The organism is Citrobacter sp. FP75 (assembly GCF_018342065.1).
GTDB lineage: Bacteria > Pseudomonadota > Gammaproteobacteria > Enterobacterales > Enterobacteriaceae > Citrobacter.
The window spans coordinates 607485-622541 of record NZ_JAFDOE010000001.1; the positions used below are offsets into that span (position 1 = coordinate 607485).

General features: G+C 51.7%; 13 protein-coding genes. All 13 read left to right on the forward strand.

The window, feature by feature from the left end; translation table 11 throughout:
* The first annotated feature begins 76 nt into the window (after nt 1-76).
* The 13 genes from JQ822_RS02820 (at nt 77) to kdsB (ending at nt 14887) form a co-directional block, all read left to right on the forward strand.
* Nucleotides 77-769 carry a DUF421 domain-containing protein gene (locus JQ822_RS02820; protein ID WP_213132188.1) on the forward strand — a complete coding sequence of 231 codons (693 nt, stop codon included), beginning with the start codon at nt 77-79 and terminating at the stop codon, nt 767-769.
* Nucleotides 770-983: 214 nt separating this feature from the next.
* Nucleotides 984-2072 carry a 3-phosphoserine/phosphohydroxythreonine transaminase gene (gene serC / locus JQ822_RS02825; protein ID WP_213132189.1) on the forward strand — a complete coding sequence of 363 codons (1089 nt, stop codon included), beginning with the start codon at nt 984-986 and terminating at the stop codon, nt 2070-2072.
* Between the two features lie 68 nt (nt 2073-2140).
* Nucleotides 2141-3424 (forward strand): 3-phosphoshikimate 1-carboxyvinyltransferase, encoded by a 1284-nt coding sequence (aroA, locus tag JQ822_RS02830; RefSeq protein WP_213132190.1) that lies wholly within the window; start codon nt 2141-2143, stop codon nt 3422-3424.
* Between the two features lie 134 nt (nt 3425-3558).
* The gene (gene loiP, locus JQ822_RS02835) at nt 3559-4320 is read left to right on the forward strand and encodes a metalloprotease LoiP (RefSeq protein ID WP_213132956.1); all 762 of its coding nucleotides are present in this window, start codon (nt 3559-3561) and stop codon (nt 4318-4320) included.
* 171 nt (nt 4321-4491) lie between these two features.
* Nucleotides 4492-5175: a (d)CMP kinase gene (gene cmk / locus JQ822_RS02840; protein WP_045441261.1), complete on the forward strand. Its 684-nt coding sequence runs from the start codon at nt 4492-4494 to the stop codon at nt 5173-5175.
* Nucleotides 5176-5288: 113 nt separating this feature from the next.
* Nucleotides 5289-6962, forward strand: a complete 1674-nt coding sequence (gene rpsA / locus JQ822_RS02845) for a 30S ribosomal protein S1 (RefSeq protein WP_045441262.1) — start codon at nt 5289-5291, stop codon at nt 6960-6962.
* Between the two features lie 159 nt (nt 6963-7121).
* The gene (gene ihfB, locus JQ822_RS02850) at nt 7122-7406 is read left to right on the forward strand and encodes an integration host factor subunit beta (protein WP_003035780.1); all 285 of its coding nucleotides are present in this window, start codon (nt 7122-7124) and stop codon (nt 7404-7406) included.
* Nucleotides 7407-7612: 206 nt separating this feature from the next.
* Nucleotides 7613-9877 carry a ComEC family protein gene (locus tag JQ822_RS02855; RefSeq protein WP_213132191.1) on the forward strand — a complete coding sequence of 755 codons (2265 nt, stop codon included), beginning with the start codon at nt 7613-7615 and terminating at the stop codon, nt 9875-9877.
* 36 nt (nt 9878-9913) lie between these two features.
* On the forward strand, nt 9914-11662 hold the full coding sequence (gene msbA / locus JQ822_RS02860; RefSeq protein WP_213132192.1) for a lipid A ABC transporter ATP-binding protein/permease MsbA: 1749 nt from the start codon (nt 9914-9916) through the stop codon (nt 11660-11662).
* Nucleotides 11659-12636, forward strand: a complete 978-nt coding sequence (gene lpxK / locus JQ822_RS02865; RefSeq protein WP_213132193.1) for a tetraacyldisaccharide 4'-kinase — start codon at nt 11659-11661, stop codon at nt 12634-12636. Before msbA ends, lpxK begins: the two co-directional genes overlap by 4 nt.
* A gap of 41 nt (nt 12637-12677) precedes the next feature.
* Nucleotides 12678-13910 (forward strand): winged helix-turn-helix domain-containing protein, encoded by a 1233-nt coding sequence (locus JQ822_RS02870; RefSeq protein ID WP_213132194.1) that lies wholly within the window; start codon nt 12678-12680, stop codon nt 13908-13910.
* 51 nt (nt 13911-13961) lie between these two features.
* On the forward strand, nt 13962-14144 hold the full coding sequence (ycaR, locus tag JQ822_RS02875) for a protein YcaR (RefSeq protein WP_135322503.1): 183 nt from the start codon (nt 13962-13964) through the stop codon (nt 14142-14144).
* Nucleotides 14141-14887, forward strand: coding sequence for a 3-deoxy-manno-octulosonate cytidylyltransferase (gene kdsB, locus JQ822_RS02880; RefSeq protein ID WP_213132195.1), 747 nt, complete (start codon nt 14141-14143; stop codon nt 14885-14887). Before ycaR ends, kdsB begins: the two co-directional genes overlap by 4 nt.
* Nucleotides 14888-15057 lie beyond the last annotated feature (170 nt).

Sequence of the window (15057 nt, forward strand, 5' to 3'; positions counted from 1 at the left end):
TATCGCCGCCACCGCTGTGACGCAAATAAAAGCGTTGACTATGCTTTCACACGGTAACCAACGTTAAGAGTACAAAATGAAAGCATTCGATTTACACCGTATGGCGCTCGATAAAGTACCCATGGAGTTTCTGGGCGAGGTTGCGCTGCGCAGCCTGTATACCTTTATATTGGTTTTCTTGTTTTTAAAAATTACCGGACGGCGTGGCGTACGGCAGATGTCGCTTTTTGAAGTACTGATTATCCTGACGCTGGGCTCGGCGGCGGGGGATGTGGCGTTTTATGACGATGTTCCGCTGCTCCCGGTGCTGGTGGTCTTCATTACCCTCGCGCTGCTTTATCGCTTAGTGATGTGGTTGATGGCGCACAGCGAAAAGCTGGAAGATTTGCTGGAGGGCAAACCTCTGGTGATTATTGAAGACGGCGAGCTGTCATGGTCGAAGCTCAATAACGCGAATATGACGGAATTCGAATTTTTTATGGAATTGCGCCTGAACGGCGTGGAGCAATTAGGGCAGGTGAAACTCGCTATTCTGGAGACCAATGGACAAATCAGCGTCTATTTCTTTGCCAACGAAGACGTCAAACCCGGTCTCAGCATTCTTCCTGAGCGCTGTATCCAACGATTTAAGGTGGTACCGGAAGCGGGAGATTATGCCTGCGTACGCTGTAGTGAGGTGATTCGCATGTGCGCCGGGGATCATCAATTATGTCCACGCTGTGCAAATCCAGAATGGACGAAGGCCAGTCGGGCAAAACGGGTCACCTGACAGCGAAAATATCGGTTTTTGGTCGTCAATCCGATAGATTCTGTTGTGTGACGAAGGGCACATTTTCGCCCTGGCCGGTTTTACCCATTGCGGCGCGTGTCACTGAATGATAAAACCGATATCCACAGGAATAACATATACCCAATGTCTGTCGCTGGAAATATCGCCAAAGACAGGATGTTGACTGGATAACAACACAACGTGGTGAGGGGAAATGGCTCAGGTCTTCAATTTTAGTTCAGGTCCGGCAATGCTACCGGCGGACGTACTTAAACTGGCTCAACAGGATCTCCGCGACTGGAATGGTCTTGGCACGTCGGTCATGGAAATTAGTCACCGTGGCAAAGAATTTATCCAGGTCGCAGAGGAAGCGGAGCAGGATTTTCGCGATCTCCTTAGCATTCCCTCCAACTACAAAGTGTTGTTCTGTCATGGCGGCGGTCGCGGTCAGTTCGCCGGGATCCCACTTAATATTTTGGGCGATAAAACCACAGCGGACTACGTCGACGCCGGTTACTGGGCGGCCAGCGCCATTAAAGAAGCGAAAAAGTACTGCACGCCAAACGTGATTGATGCCAAAGTCACCGTCGATGGTCTGCGTGCTGTCAAGCCGATGAGTGAATGGCAGCTTTCTGACAACGCGGCGTATTTGCACTATTGCCCGAACGAAACCATTGATGGTATCGCGATCGATGAAACGCCGAATTTTGCCAGTAATGTGGTGGTCACGGCAGATCTCTCTTCTACTATTCTGTCCGGGCCGCTTGACGTTAGCCGCTATGGCGTTATCTACGCGGGCGCGCAGAAAAATATTGGTCCGGCGGGCCTGACGATTGTCATCGTACGTGAAGATTTACTGGGCAAGGCGCATGTGTCCTGTCCGTCGATCCTCGATTACACCGTCCTGAACGACAATGACTCGATGTTCAACACGCCGCCGACATTTGCCTGGTACCTCTCCGGTCTGGTCTTTAAGTGGCTGAAAAAGCAGGGTGGCGTCAGCGCGATGGACAAAATTAACCAGCAAAAAGCGGAACTACTGTATGGCGTAATTGATAACAGTGACTTCTACCGTAACGATGTCGCGAAATCTAACCGCTCACGCATGAATGTTCCGTTCCAGTTGGCTGACAGCGCACTGGATAAACTTTTCCTCGAAGAGTCTTTTGCTGCTGGCCTGCATGCGCTGAAAGGGCATCGCGTGGTCGGTGGAATGCGGGCGTCTATCTACAATGCGATGCCGCTTGAAGGCGTGAAAGCGTTGACCGATTTCATGATCGATTTCGAGCGTCGCCGCGGCTAATTTGCGGTTTTTTCATCCCCACAGCCAGACTGTGGGGTTTTTATATCTGTTTTTGAGAGTTAAGTTTCATGGAATCCCTGACGTTACAACCCATCGCGCGGGTAGATGGCACCATCAATCTGCCTGGATCTAAAAGTGTTTCTAACCGCGCTTTGCTGCTGGCTGCATTAGCAAATGGCACCACTGTCCTGACCAACCTGCTGGACAGCGATGATGTCCGCCATATGCTTAACGCACTGAATGCGTTAGGGATTAGCTACACCCTTTCCGCCGATCGTACCCGCTGCGAAATTATCGGTAACGGTGGAGCGTTACAGGCCGAAGGTGCTGTGGAATTGTTCCTTGGCAATGCCGGCACCGCGATGCGTCCGCTGGCCGCTGCGCTGTGTCTGGGCAGCAACGACATTGTGCTGACAGGCGAACCTCGCATGAAAGAGCGTCCGATTGGCCATCTGGTTGATGCGCTGCGCCAGGGCGGTGCAAAAATTGATTACCTGGAGCAGGAAAACTATCCGCCTTTACGTCTGCGCGGTGGTTTTATCGGTGGGCAGGTTGAAGTGGACGGCAGCGTGTCCAGCCAATTCCTCACCGCCTTGTTGATGACTGCACCGCTGGCACCGCAGGATACAACGATCGCGATTAAAGGTGAGCTGGTATCAAAGCCTTATATCGACATCACGCTGAACCTGATGAAAACGTTTGGCGTTGAAATTGATAACCAGAACTATCAATACTTTGTTGTTAAAGGTGGGCAGCAATACCAGTCTCCTGGTGCATACCTGGTCGAAGGGGATGCGTCATCGGCCTCGTATTTCCTCGCGGCTGGCGCGATCAAAGGTGGCACAGTGAAAGTCACCGGGATCGGACGTAACAGTATGCAGGGTGATATTCGCTTTGCCGACGTGTTGGAAAAAATGGGCGCGACTATTACATGGGGTGATGATTTTATTGCCTGTACTCGCGGCGAGTTGAACGCTGTTGATATGGATATGAACCATATTCCCGATGCGGCGATGACCATTGCAACAGCTGCTCTGTTTGCGAAAGGCACCACTACGCTGCGTAACATCTACAACTGGCGTGTCAAAGAGACCGACCGCCTGTTCGCGATGGCGACGGAGTTACGTAAAGTGGGCGCTGAAGTGGAAGAGGGGCATGACTTTATCCGCATCACACCGCCTGCAATGTTAAAATTTGCCGATATCGCGACCTATAACGATCACCGCATGGCAATGTGTTTCTCGCTGGTGGCGCTGTCTGATACGCCAGTGACTATTCTTGACCCTAAATGCACGGCGAAAACCTTCCCGGATTATTTCCAACAGCTGGCGCGTATTAGTACGCTTGCCTAGCCTTCATATTGCGCCAGTCATCTGGCTGGCGCATCGTTGTCCGTAACCGCACTATTTTTACGCTTACGACTAATGCTAATTTGTTGATGATTGTAATTATTTGTTTTTATTATAAATATCAATGGAAGATTAGTATGAAGAATAAATCATTATTTTTAGCGTTGGCGGTTTCCGCCACTCTGTTGGCCGGTTGTAAAAATGGCGTCAATGGTGATCTTGTTGCCAGTTCTGGCATGTCTGCTTATAAAGCTGCGACGCTTTCAGATGCTGATGTCAAAGCTCTGTCTGATAAATCATGTAAGCAGATGGATAGCGATAATCAGCTTGCTGGTTCTAAAAGTAAATATACCAAGCGTTTGAATAAAATTGCGAAAGCACTGGGTAAAAACATTGATGGCACGCCGGTTAACTATAAGGTTTATATGACCAGTGATATCAATGCCTGGGCAATGGCGAATGGCTGCGTGCGTGTCTATTCTGGTCTGATGGATCTGATGACAGACAATGAAATCGAAGGGGTATTGGGCCATGAACTGGGCCACGTTTCCCTGGGGCATTCGCGTAAAGCTATGCAAACTGCCTATGCTACGCTTGCCGCACGTGATGCGGTTTCTGCAACCAGTGGCGTCGCAGCACAACTCTCCCAGTCTCAGTTAGGCGATCTGGCTGAAGGCGTGATTAATTCGGCATTCTCCCGTAGCCAGGAATCGGATGCAGATGATTTTTCCTACGACTTATTGAAAAAACGCGGTATTGACCGTCAGGGCCTGGTCACCGCGTTTGATAAGTTTGCCACCATGGATGCGGGACATGCAAAATCGTTGATGGATTCTCATCCGGCTTCTACTGACCGTGCTGAGCATATGCGTGAGCGTATTGCTGCGGATAAAAAGTAAATCGGTATTTTCTTCCGGGCTGGTTTCCCTCCAGCCCGCTATAATTGCGCAATTCTTCCTCACATCGTTACAGACTAATCGGGTTTTTACACTCTGTGTTAACGATTATTAGCGTTGGCGCGTATAATGCGCGGCGTTTACGTTAACGTATGCCTGTTTAAGGAGAAAAAGATGACGGCAATTGCCCCGGTTATTACCATTGATGGCCCAAGCGGTGCAGGTAAAGGCACCTTGTGCAAAGCAATGGCGGAAGCATTGCAGTGGCATCTGTTAGATTCTGGCGCGATTTATCGCGTACTGGCGCTTGCAGCGTTACATCACCATGTTGATGTTGCCTCCGAAGATGCTCTGGTACCGCTTGCGTCTCATCTGGATGTGCGTTTTATCTCAACAGACGGCAATCTGGAAGTTATTCTGGAAGGTGAAGATGTCAGCGGTGAAATCCGCACTCAGGAAGTGGCAAATGCCGCCTCTCAGGTGGCCGCGTTTCCCCGAGTGCGTGAAGCGCTGTTACGCCGCCAACGCGCCTTCCGTGAAGCGCCGGGATTAATCGCTGACGGACGCGATATGGGGACCGTGGTATTCCCTGACGCACCGGTTAAAATTTTTCTGGACGCCTCCTCGCAAGAACGTGCGCATCGACGTATGCTACAGTTGCAGGAAAAGGGCTTTAGTGTTAACTTTGAACGCCTTTTGGCCGAGATCGAAGAGCGCGACGACCGCGATCGAAACCGTGCTGTAGCGCCATTAGTTCCCGCTGCTGATGCTTTAGTTTTGGATTCAACCCGATTAAGCATTGAGCAAGTGATTGAAAAAGCGTTACAATACGCGCGCCAAAAACTGGCACTCGCTTAAGTGCGACCGAATTTGCAGTACCCCCGTTGCAATGGATTGACAGCGGGTATGTTAAACAACCCCATCCGGCATGGAGCCAGGTGGACGTTAAATATGAAACCTGAAGATTAAACATGACTGAATCTTTTGCTCAACTGTTTGAAGAATCCTTAAAAGAAATCGAAACCCGTCCGGGTTCCATCGTTCGTGGTGTTGTTGTTGCTATCGACAAAGATATCGTACTGGTTGACGCCGGTCTGAAATCTGAGTCTGCCATTCCGGCAGAGCAGTTCAAAAACGCCCAGGGCGAGCTGGAAATCCAGGTTGGTGACGAAGTTGACGTTGCTCTGGATGCAGTAGAAGACGGCTTCGGTGAAACTCTGCTGTCCCGTGAAAAAGCTAAACGTCACGAAGCTTGGATCACGCTGGAAAAAGCTTACGAAGAAGCTGCGACCGTTACTGGTGTTATCAATGGCAAAGTCAAGGGTGGCTTCACTGTTGAGCTGAATGGTATTCGCGCGTTCCTGCCGGGTTCCCTGGTAGACGTTCGTCCGGTCCGCGACACGCTGCACCTGGAAGGCAAAGAGCTTGAATTCAAAGTAATCAAGCTGGATCAGAAGCGTAACAACGTTGTTGTTTCCCGTCGTGCCGTTATCGAATCCGAAAACAGCGCAGAACGCGATCAGCTGCTGGAAAACCTGCAGGAAGGCATGGAAGTTAAAGGTATCGTTAAGAACCTCACTGACTACGGTGCATTCGTTGATCTGGGTGGCGTTGACGGCCTGCTGCACATCACCGACATGGCATGGAAACGCGTTAAGCATCCGAGCGAAATCGTAAACGTTGGCGACGAAATCACTGTTAAAGTGCTGAAGTTCGACCGCGAGCGTACTCGTGTATCTCTGGGCCTGAAACAGCTGGGCGAAGATCCATGGGTAGCTATCGCTAAGCGTTATCCGGAAGGTACCAAACTGACTGGTCGCGTGACCAACCTGACTGACTACGGCTGCTTCGTTGAAATCGAAGAAGGCGTTGAAGGCTTGGTTCACGTTTCCGAAATGGATTGGACCAACAAAAACATCCACCCGTCCAAAGTTGTTAACGTTGGCGACGTAGTGGAAGTTATGGTTCTGGATATCGACGAAGAACGTCGTCGTATCTCCCTGGGTCTGAAGCAGTGCAAAAACAACCCATGGCAGCAGTTCGCGGAAACCCACAACAAGGGTGACCGTGTTGAAGGTAAAATCAAGTCTATCACTGACTTCGGTATCTTCATCGGCCTGGACGGCGGCATCGACGGCCTGGTTCACCTGTCTGACATCTCCTGGAACGTTGCAGGCGAAGAAGCAGTTCGTGAATACAAAAAAGGCGACGAAATCGCAGCAGTTGTTCTGCAGGTTGACGCAGAACGTGAGCGTATCTCGCTGGGCGTTAAACAGCTCGCAGAAGATCCGTTCAACAACTGGGTTGCACTGAACAAGAAAGGCGCAATCGTAAACGGTAAAGTGACTGCAGTTGACGCGAAAGGCGCAACCGTAGAACTGGCTGACGGCGTTGAAGGTTACCTGCGCGCTTCTGAAGCTTCACGTGACCGCGTTGAAGATGCAACTCTGGTTCTGAGCGTAGGCGACGACGTTGAAGCTAAATTCACCGGCGTTGATCGTAAGAACCGTGCAATCAGCCTGTCTGTTCGTGCTAAAGACGAAGCTGATGAGAAAGATGCAATCGCAACTGTTAACAAACAGGAAGATGCAAACTTCTCTAACAACGCAATGGCTGAAGCTTTCAAAGCAGCTAAAGGCGAGTAATATCGAGTGCTCCAAATCCTTTGTGCTATTAACGGCACAAAGGGTGACGAGTAACTTGACAGATTACAGGATTCGTCCTGTAATCAATGACAAAGGGCGGCTACGGCCGCCCTTAATCAATACAGCAGCTAATTTTGCCTTTAAGGAACCGGAGGAATCATGACCAAGTCAGAATTGATAGAAAGACTTGCAACCCAGCAGCCTCATATTCCCGCGAAAGCGGTTGAAGACGCGGTAAAAGAGATGCTGGAACATATGGCCTCGACTCTGGCGCAGGGCGAGCGTATTGAAATCCGCGGTTTCGGTAGTTTTTCTTTGCATTACCGCGCACCACGTACCGGACGTAATCCGAAGACTGGCGACAAAGTGGATCTGGAAGGAAAGTATGTTCCGCACTTTAAACCAGGTAAAGAACTGCGCGATCGCGCCAATATTTACGGTTAAGTTCTTAACGAAACTTAACGCCGAGAAAAGCACCTGTATGGGTGCTTTTTTCATTTCTGTCTGTCCATATTGGAACCTTACTCTCAGTTAAACCGTACGTTACATCCACCGCTCAATAACAGCGGAACGCACCTCGTGTAATGGTAAATTGCTGCCAGACAACCTCGGTTTTGTCCTGCACACTTCCTGTAACAGGGAGGTGTTTCATGAAAATAACAACGGTCAGTACGTGTGCATTGTGCGGCATTCTCCCGCTAACGCTGTTGCCAACGCTGCCCGGAATGCTGTATATCAGCAGCCTGTTTTGCCTGGCGTGTATGCTCTGTCTTATTCCGCACAAGTATCTGCTATACGCCGGGTTAACCCTGTTGTTCTTTCTCTGGGGAATACTGGCGGCGAAAGAGGCTATCTGGGCGGGTAATACGCTCCCCGCTAACACACAGCAGGCCGTAGTGCAGATAACCGCCACTGACCATATGACCACACACTATGGGCAGATTACCCGCCTGCAGGGGAGACGGATATTTCCGGCGCTGGGGATCGTACTGTATGGGCAGTACTTGCCCGGTGAGGTTTGCGCGGGTCAGCAGTGGGCGATGACACTTAAGGTTCGCGCGGTACACGGTCAGTTAAATGAAGGGGGATTCGATAGCCAGCGCTATGCGTTAGCACAGCATCAACCGCTGACGGGACGTTTCTTGCAGGCTACAGTCATCTCGCCGAAGTGCAGTCTGCGTGCCCGTTATCTCTCTTCTTTGAATACGACGTTAGCCGCTTATCCCTGGCAGCGGGTGATCCTGGGCCTGGGAATGGGGGAGCGATTGTCCGTTTCGCAAGAAGTGAAAAACATTATGCGCGATACCGGAACGACGCATTTAATGGCTATTTCCGGGTTGCACATTGCCTTTGCTGCGCTTTTGGCCGCGGGGCTAATACGTAGTGGGCAATTTTTTATGCCAACCCGCTGGATCGCCTGGCAGGTTCCGTTAGTGGGTGGAATAGCTTGCGCAGTGTTTTATGCCTGGTTAACAGGGTTACAACCACCCGCACTACGCACCGTTGTTGCACTGATTGTCTGGGGAGCACTTAAGCTGAGTGGGCGGCAGTGGAGCGGTTGGGCAGTCTGGACGTGCTGTCTGTCCGCGATTGTGGTGGTTGATCCCGTCGCTATTCTGTCTCAAAGCCTGTGGTTGTCTGCGTTTGCCGTGGCGGCGCTGATATTCTGGTATCAATGGTTTCCATTGCCTGAATGGCCACTCGCGCGTACAGGACGTGTGTTTATCGAACTGGCGCATCTTCAACTAGGTATTACGCTACTGCTTCTGCCTGTACAAATCGCCTTGTTTCACGGTATTAGTTTGACCTCATTTCTGGCTAATTTGTTTGCAGTTCCATTGGTCACGTTTGTTTCCGTCCCGCTGATACTTGCGGGCATGATCGCACACTTAACCGGCCCGCTGGTTATCGAGACAGGTTGCTGGTATCTGGCCGACCGCTCGCTGGCGCTCTTATTCTGGGCGCTCAACAGCCTGCCAGAAGGTTGGATCAACATTGACCAACGCTGGCAATGGCTTTCTCTGGCGCCATGGGCAATGCTCATCGCATGGCGACTGAATGTCTGGCGTACCTTGCCGGTAGTCTGCTTTTCTGCGGTATTTTTGCTGAGCTGGCCGTTTTGGCGGACATCGCGAGCTGAAGTGTGGCAGGTATCTATGCTGGATGTTGGGCAGGGACTGGCAATGGTCATTGCTCGTAATGGTAAAGCGATCCTCTATGACACCGGGCCGGCATGGCCAGGGGGTGATAGCGCACAGCAGTTGATCATTCCCTGGTTACGCTGGCACAACCTGACGCCTGAAGGGATCGTGTTGAGCCATGAACATCTGGATCATCGTGGAGGCATGGATTCATTACTGAAAACCTGGCCAACAATGTGGGTGAGAAGCCCGTTAGGATGGAAAGGCCATTTACCCTGCTTTCGTGGCGAGAGCTGGCAATGGCAAGGATTAACGTTCAGCGCGCACTGGCCGCTTCGCGGAAATAGCGATCGAGGAAATAACCATTCCTGTGTAGTGAAGGTTGATGACGGAAAACGCAGTTTACTTCTGACCGGTGATATTGAATCACCCGCTGAACAAAAAATGCTAAGTCACTACTGGCAGCATCTGCAGTCCACTTTTATTCAGGTTCCGCATCATGGTAGCAATACTTCATCATCATTAGCGCTGATTCAACGGGTGGGCGGGCAGGCTGCGTTAGCCTCAGCTTCACGCTATAACGCCTGGCGTCTGCCCTCGTGGAAAGTGAAGCAGCGCTATCAGCAGCAGAATTACCAATGGCTGGATACCCCTCATCAGGGGCAGGTGACGCTGGACTTTTATCAGGAAAACTGGCGGATACGCAGTCTAAGGGATCAGATTTTACCTCGTTGGTATCATCAGTGGTTTGGCGTGCCGGAGGATAACGGGTAGAATATGCGGCTATTCTAACAAATGCTGGTTTTTTGAATGCATAACGATAAAGATCTCTCTACGTGGCAGACGTTTCGCCGACTATGGCCGACCATAGCGCCTTTTAAATCGGGTCTGATCGTGGCGGGTATAGCGTTAGTCCTTAACGCGGCCAGCGATACCTTCATGTTATCGCTCCTTAAACCATTACTGGATGATGGTTTTGGTAAAGCCGATCGCTCAGTGTTGATGTGGATGCCACTGGTGGTCATTGGGCTGATGATAGTACGTGGCTTAACCAGCTATGTCTCCAGCTACTGTATTTCCTGGGTGTCAGGCAAAGTGGTGATGACCATACGCCGCCGCCTGTTCGGTCATATGATGGGCATGCCCGTCGCCTTTTTTGATAAACAATCTACAGGTACGTTACTGTCTCGTATTACCTATGATTCAGAGCAGGTGGCGTCATCGTCTTCTGGCGCGCTGATCACCGTGGTGCGTGAAGGGGCCTCGATTATCGGCCTGTTTATCATGATGTTTTATTACAGCTGGCAGCTGTCATTAATTCTGATTGTGCTGGCGCCCATTGTGTCAATTGCGATTCGCGTGGTTTCCAAGCGTTTTCGTAGTATCAGTAAGAATATGCAAAACACCATGGGGCAGGTGACGACCAGTGCGGAGCAGATGCTGAAAGGCCACAAAGAAGTATTGATTTTTGGTGGTCAGGAAGTCGAAACCAAACGTTTTGATAAAGTCAGCAACAAGATGCGATTGCAGGGCATGAAGATGGTTTCCGCCTCTTCTATCTCCGATCCTATCATCCAACTGATTGCCTCTTTGGCACTGGCTTTCGTGTTGTATGCGGCCAGTTTCCCAAGCGTCATGGAAAACCTGACGGCTGGGACAATTACGGTCGTCTTCTCCTCAATGATTGCCCTGATGCGTCCGCTGAAGTCCCTGACTAACGTCAACGCGCAGTTCCAGCGCGGTATGGCGGCGTGCCAGACTTTGTTCACTATTCTGGATAGCGAACAAGAAAAAGACGAAGGTAAACGCGTTATCGAACGTGCGAGCGGCGATCTGGAGTTCCGTAACGTCACCTTTACCTATCCGGGACGTGAAGTGCCTGCGCTGCGTGACATCAATCTGAATATTCCGGCGGGTAAAACCGTTGCGCTGGTAGGGCGTTCAGGTTCAGGTAAATCTACCATCGCCAGTCTGATTACGCGCTTCTATGACATTGATGAAGGGCATATTCTGATGGACGGACACGACCTGCGTGAATATACCCTGGCATCCCTGCGCGATCAGGTTGCTCTGGTCTCGCAGAACGTACACCTGTTTAACGATACGGTAGCCAATAACATCGCCTACGCGCGTACGGATATCTACAGCCGCGAGCAGATTGAAGAAGCGGCGCGAATGGCTTATGCCATGGACTTCATCAACAAAATGGATAATGGCCTGGATACGGTCATTGGTGAGAACGGTGTGCTGCTTTCCGGCGGTCAGCGCCAGCGTATTGCTATCGCCCGTGCCTTGCTGCGCGACAGCCCGATTCTGATCCTCGATGAAGCGACGTCGGCTCTGGATACCGAATCCGAACGCGCTATTCAGGCTGCTCTGGATGAACTGCAGAAAAACCGTACATCGCTGGTCATTGCGCACCGCCTTTCCACCATTGAGCAGGCGGATGAGATTGTCGTTGTGGAAGACGGGCTGATTGTTGAGCGCGGCACCCATAGCGAACTGCTTGAACAGCGTGGCGTATATGCGCAATTACACAAAATGCAATTTGGTCAATGATCGCGCGCATCTGGTCTGGTGAATCGCCGCTGTGGCGATTGTTACTTCCGCTCTCCTGGCTTTATGGCCTGGTGAGCGGGGGGATCCGCTTATGCTATACGCTTGGGCTTAAACGCGCATGGCGCGCGCCAGTGCCGGTTGTAGTGGTCGGAAACCTGACTGCGGGCGGCAATGGTAAAACGCCAGTGGTTATCTGGCTGGTTGAACACTTACAGCAACGCGGCATTCGCGTGGGCGTGGTTTCACGCGGCTATGGCGGAAAAGCGCAGGCTTACCCGCTATTGCTGACGGCGGACACTACCACGGCAGAAGCGGGTGATGAACCGGTACTGATCTTTCAGCGTACCGGCGTGCCGGTTGCTGTTTCTCCGGTAAGAGCCGATGCGGTAAAAGCTATTCTTGCCTATCACGACGTGCAGATTATCGTCACAGACGATGGCCTGCAGCATTATGCTCTGGCGCGCGATGTTGAAATTGTGGTGATTGACGGCGAACGTCGGTTTGGCAATGGCTGGTGGCTTCCCGCGGGCCCAATGCGTGAGCGTGCCGGACGGCTTAAATCGGTGGATGCGGCTATCGTCAATGGTGGCATCCCGCAGGCGGGAGAAATTCCGATGCGGCTTGAGCCGGGACTGGCCGTTAATTTACGCACTGGCGAGCGCTGTAATGTCGCGCAGTTACCTAATATTGTCGCTATGGCTGGGATTGGCCATCCCCCACGTTTTTTTGCCACCCTGGCGGCATGCGGGGCCAGGCCGCAGAAATGTATCCCGTTGGCAGACCACCAGTCTCTGGCCTACAGTGACGTCAGTGCTCTGTTAGTTGCCGGACAAACGCTGGTGATGACGGAAAAAGACGCGGTGAAGTGTCGCGCTTTTGCTGATGAAAACTGGTGGTACCTACCTGTCGATGCGCATCTGTCGGGCGAGCAACCCGGTGTTTTACTTGATCGGTTAACCTCGCTGGCTCGTTAACGATTTCACGCTGCGGCAGCGAATGATTTATGAGGTTATCAATGTCGTTGCCACACCTTTCTCTGACGGATGCCCGTCATCTTCACCTTGCGGCACAAGGTCTGCTGAAAAAAACACGCCGCCGGGCAACTCAGGCGGATATTCTCGCGACTATTGCGCGCATGTCTTTACTGCAAATAGATACCATCAATATTGTGGCGCGCAGTCCTTATCTGGTGCTGTTCAGTCGACTGGGCGACTATTCCCCGCAGTGGCTCGATGGTTCGCTACAGCGCGGTGAACTGATGGAATACTGGGCGCATGAAGCCTGTTTCTTACCGCGCAGTGACTTTATGCTGATTCGCCATCGTATGCTGGCCCCTGAGAATATGGGCTGGAAGTACAAAGCGGGTTGGATGGAAGAACACGCCCATGAGATTGAGCAGTTACTGCTGCATATTCAGCATAATGGACCTGTGCGCTCGGCCGATTTCGAGCATCCGCGCAAGGGAACCAGCGGCTGGTGGGAATGGAAGCCACAGAAGCGCCATCTTGAAGGGCTGTTCACCGCTGGCAGGGTGATGGTGGTGGAGCGGCGTAATTTCCAGCGGGTTTATGATGTAACCCATCGCATCATGCCGCACTGGGATGACAAACGTGACCTGCTTTCGCAGACGGAAGCGGAAATTGTCATGCTGGATAACAGTGCTCGCAGCCTTGGTATTTTTCGTGAACCGTGGCTGGCGGACTACTATCGTTTAAAGCGTCCGGAGCTCAAAAACTGGCGTGATGCGCGCGCAAAACAGCAGCAAATTATTCCTGTCGATGTCGAAAAATTGGGCCCCATGTGGCTTCATCGCGATCTGCTTCCGCTGCTTGAACAGGCACTGGCAGGCAAGTTAACGGCCACCCACAGCGCTGTTTTATCCCCCTTCGACCCGGTGGTCTGGGATCGTAAACGTGCGGAGCAGTTGTTTGATTTTACCTATCGACTGGAGTGCTATACGCCTGCGCCAAAACGGCAGTACGGCTATTTTGTTTTGCCTCTGCTGCATCGTGGACAACTGGTTGGCCGTATGGATGCTAAAATGCACCGTAAAACGGGCGTGCTGGAGGTCATCTCGCTTTGGCTGCAGGATGGCGTCAAACCGGGGGGAACCTTACAAAAGGGTCTGTTCCAGGCAATCGATGATTTCGCGCGTTGGCAACAGGCGACGCGCGTAACGTTGGGACGCTGCCCTGACGGTTTATTTGCTGACTGTCGTGATGGTTGGGAAATAGCCCCAGCCCGGTAAACGATTATGTTAATATTTACGGATTCACAATCCGGTCCATCTGGAGGAACTATGGATCATCGTCTGCTTGAAATTATTGCCTGCCCGGTCTGCAATGGAAAACTCTGGTTCAACCAGGAAAAACAAGAACTTATTTGTAAGCCGGACAACCTCGCTTTCCCACTGCGAGACGGCATTCCTGTTTTGTTGGAAACAGAAGCCCGCGCTCTGACTGCTGATGAGAGCAAATCATGAGTTTTGTGGTCATTATTCCCGCGCGCTATGCGTCTACGCGTCTGCCCGGTAAACCGCTGCAGGATATCAACGGCAAGCCGATGATTGTGCATGTTCTGGAACGTGCGCGTGAGTCCGGTGCCGATCGTATTATTGTTGCTACCGATCATGAAGATGTCGCTCGCGCCATTGAGGCGGTGGGCGGCGAAGTGTGCATGACGCGCGCCGATCACCAGTCCGGAACGGAGCGCCTGGCGGAAGTTGTCGAGAAATGTGGTTTTAGCGACGATACCGTTATTGTAAATGTGCAGGGTGATGAACCGATGATCCCGGCGGTCATTATTCGTCAGGTGGCAGAGAATCTGGCGCAACGACAGGTCGGCATGGCAACGCTTGCCGCGCCGATCCACACCACGGAAGAAGCCTTTAATCCCAATGCGGTAAAAGTGGTGCTGGATTCTGAAGGCTACGCGCTCTATTTCTCACGGGCGACCATTCCCTGGGATCGCGACCGTTTTGCTAAAAGCCTCGAAACCGTCGGCGACACTTTCCTGCGTCATCTGGGGATTTACGGCTATCGCGCCGGTTTTATTCGTCGCTATGTCAACTGGCAGCCCAGTCCGCTTGAGCATATTGAAATGCTGGAACAGCTCCGCGTGCTGTGGTACGGCGAAAAAATTCACGTTGCTGTGGCGAAAGAAGTTCCTGGCACAGGCGTTGATACCGCCGAAGATCTCGAGCGCGTTCGCGCTGAAATGCGTTAGTTTTTCTCATCACACTCCACCCGCTTACAGATTGATGTCTGACGAGTATTAGTGGGAGGAGTGTCGTGTCTTGATTCTTTTCTTCTACTTTTCTGTTCATCAATTGATCTCATCCGGGTGACATCCGTCTGTACGACGCTCATTATGAAAGCAATCGCATTTATGAGGGC

Coding starts and splice junctions, on each gene's coding strand:
- JQ822_RS02820 (WP_213132188.1), top strand. CDS start 77: ATGAAAGCATTCGATTTACACCGTATGGCGCTCGATAAAGTACCCATG.
- serC (WP_213132189.1), top strand. CDS start 984: ATGGCTCAGGTCTTCAATTTTAGTTCAGGTCCGGCAATGCTACCGGCG.
- aroA (WP_213132190.1), top strand. CDS start 2,141: ATGGAATCCCTGACGTTACAACCCATCGCGCGGGTAGATGGCACCATC.
- loiP (WP_213132956.1), top strand. CDS start 3,559: ATGAAGAATAAATCATTATTTTTAGCGTTGGCGGTTTCCGCCACTCTG.
- cmk (WP_045441261.1), top strand. CDS start 4,492: ATGACGGCAATTGCCCCGGTTATTACCATTGATGGCCCAAGCGGTGCA.
- rpsA (WP_045441262.1), top strand. CDS start 5,289: ATGACTGAATCTTTTGCTCAACTGTTTGAAGAATCCTTAAAAGAAATC.
- ihfB (WP_003035780.1), top strand. CDS start 7,122: ATGACCAAGTCAGAATTGATAGAAAGACTTGCAACCCAGCAGCCTCAT.
- JQ822_RS02855 (WP_213132191.1), top strand. CDS start 7,613: ATGAAAATAACAACGGTCAGTACGTGTGCATTGTGCGGCATTCTCCCG.
- msbA (WP_213132192.1), top strand. CDS start 9,914: ATGCATAACGATAAAGATCTCTCTACGTGGCAGACGTTTCGCCGACTA.
- lpxK (WP_213132193.1), top strand. CDS start 11,659: ATGATCGCGCGCATCTGGTCTGGTGAATCGCCGCTGTGGCGATTGTTA.
- JQ822_RS02870 (WP_213132194.1), top strand. CDS start 12,678: ATGTCGTTGCCACACCTTTCTCTGACGGATGCCCGTCATCTTCACCTT.
- ycaR (WP_135322503.1), top strand. CDS start 13,962: ATGGATCATCGTCTGCTTGAAATTATTGCCTGCCCGGTCTGCAATGGA.
- kdsB (WP_213132195.1), top strand. CDS start 14,141: ATGAGTTTTGTGGTCATTATTCCCGCGCGCTATGCGTCTACGCGTCTG.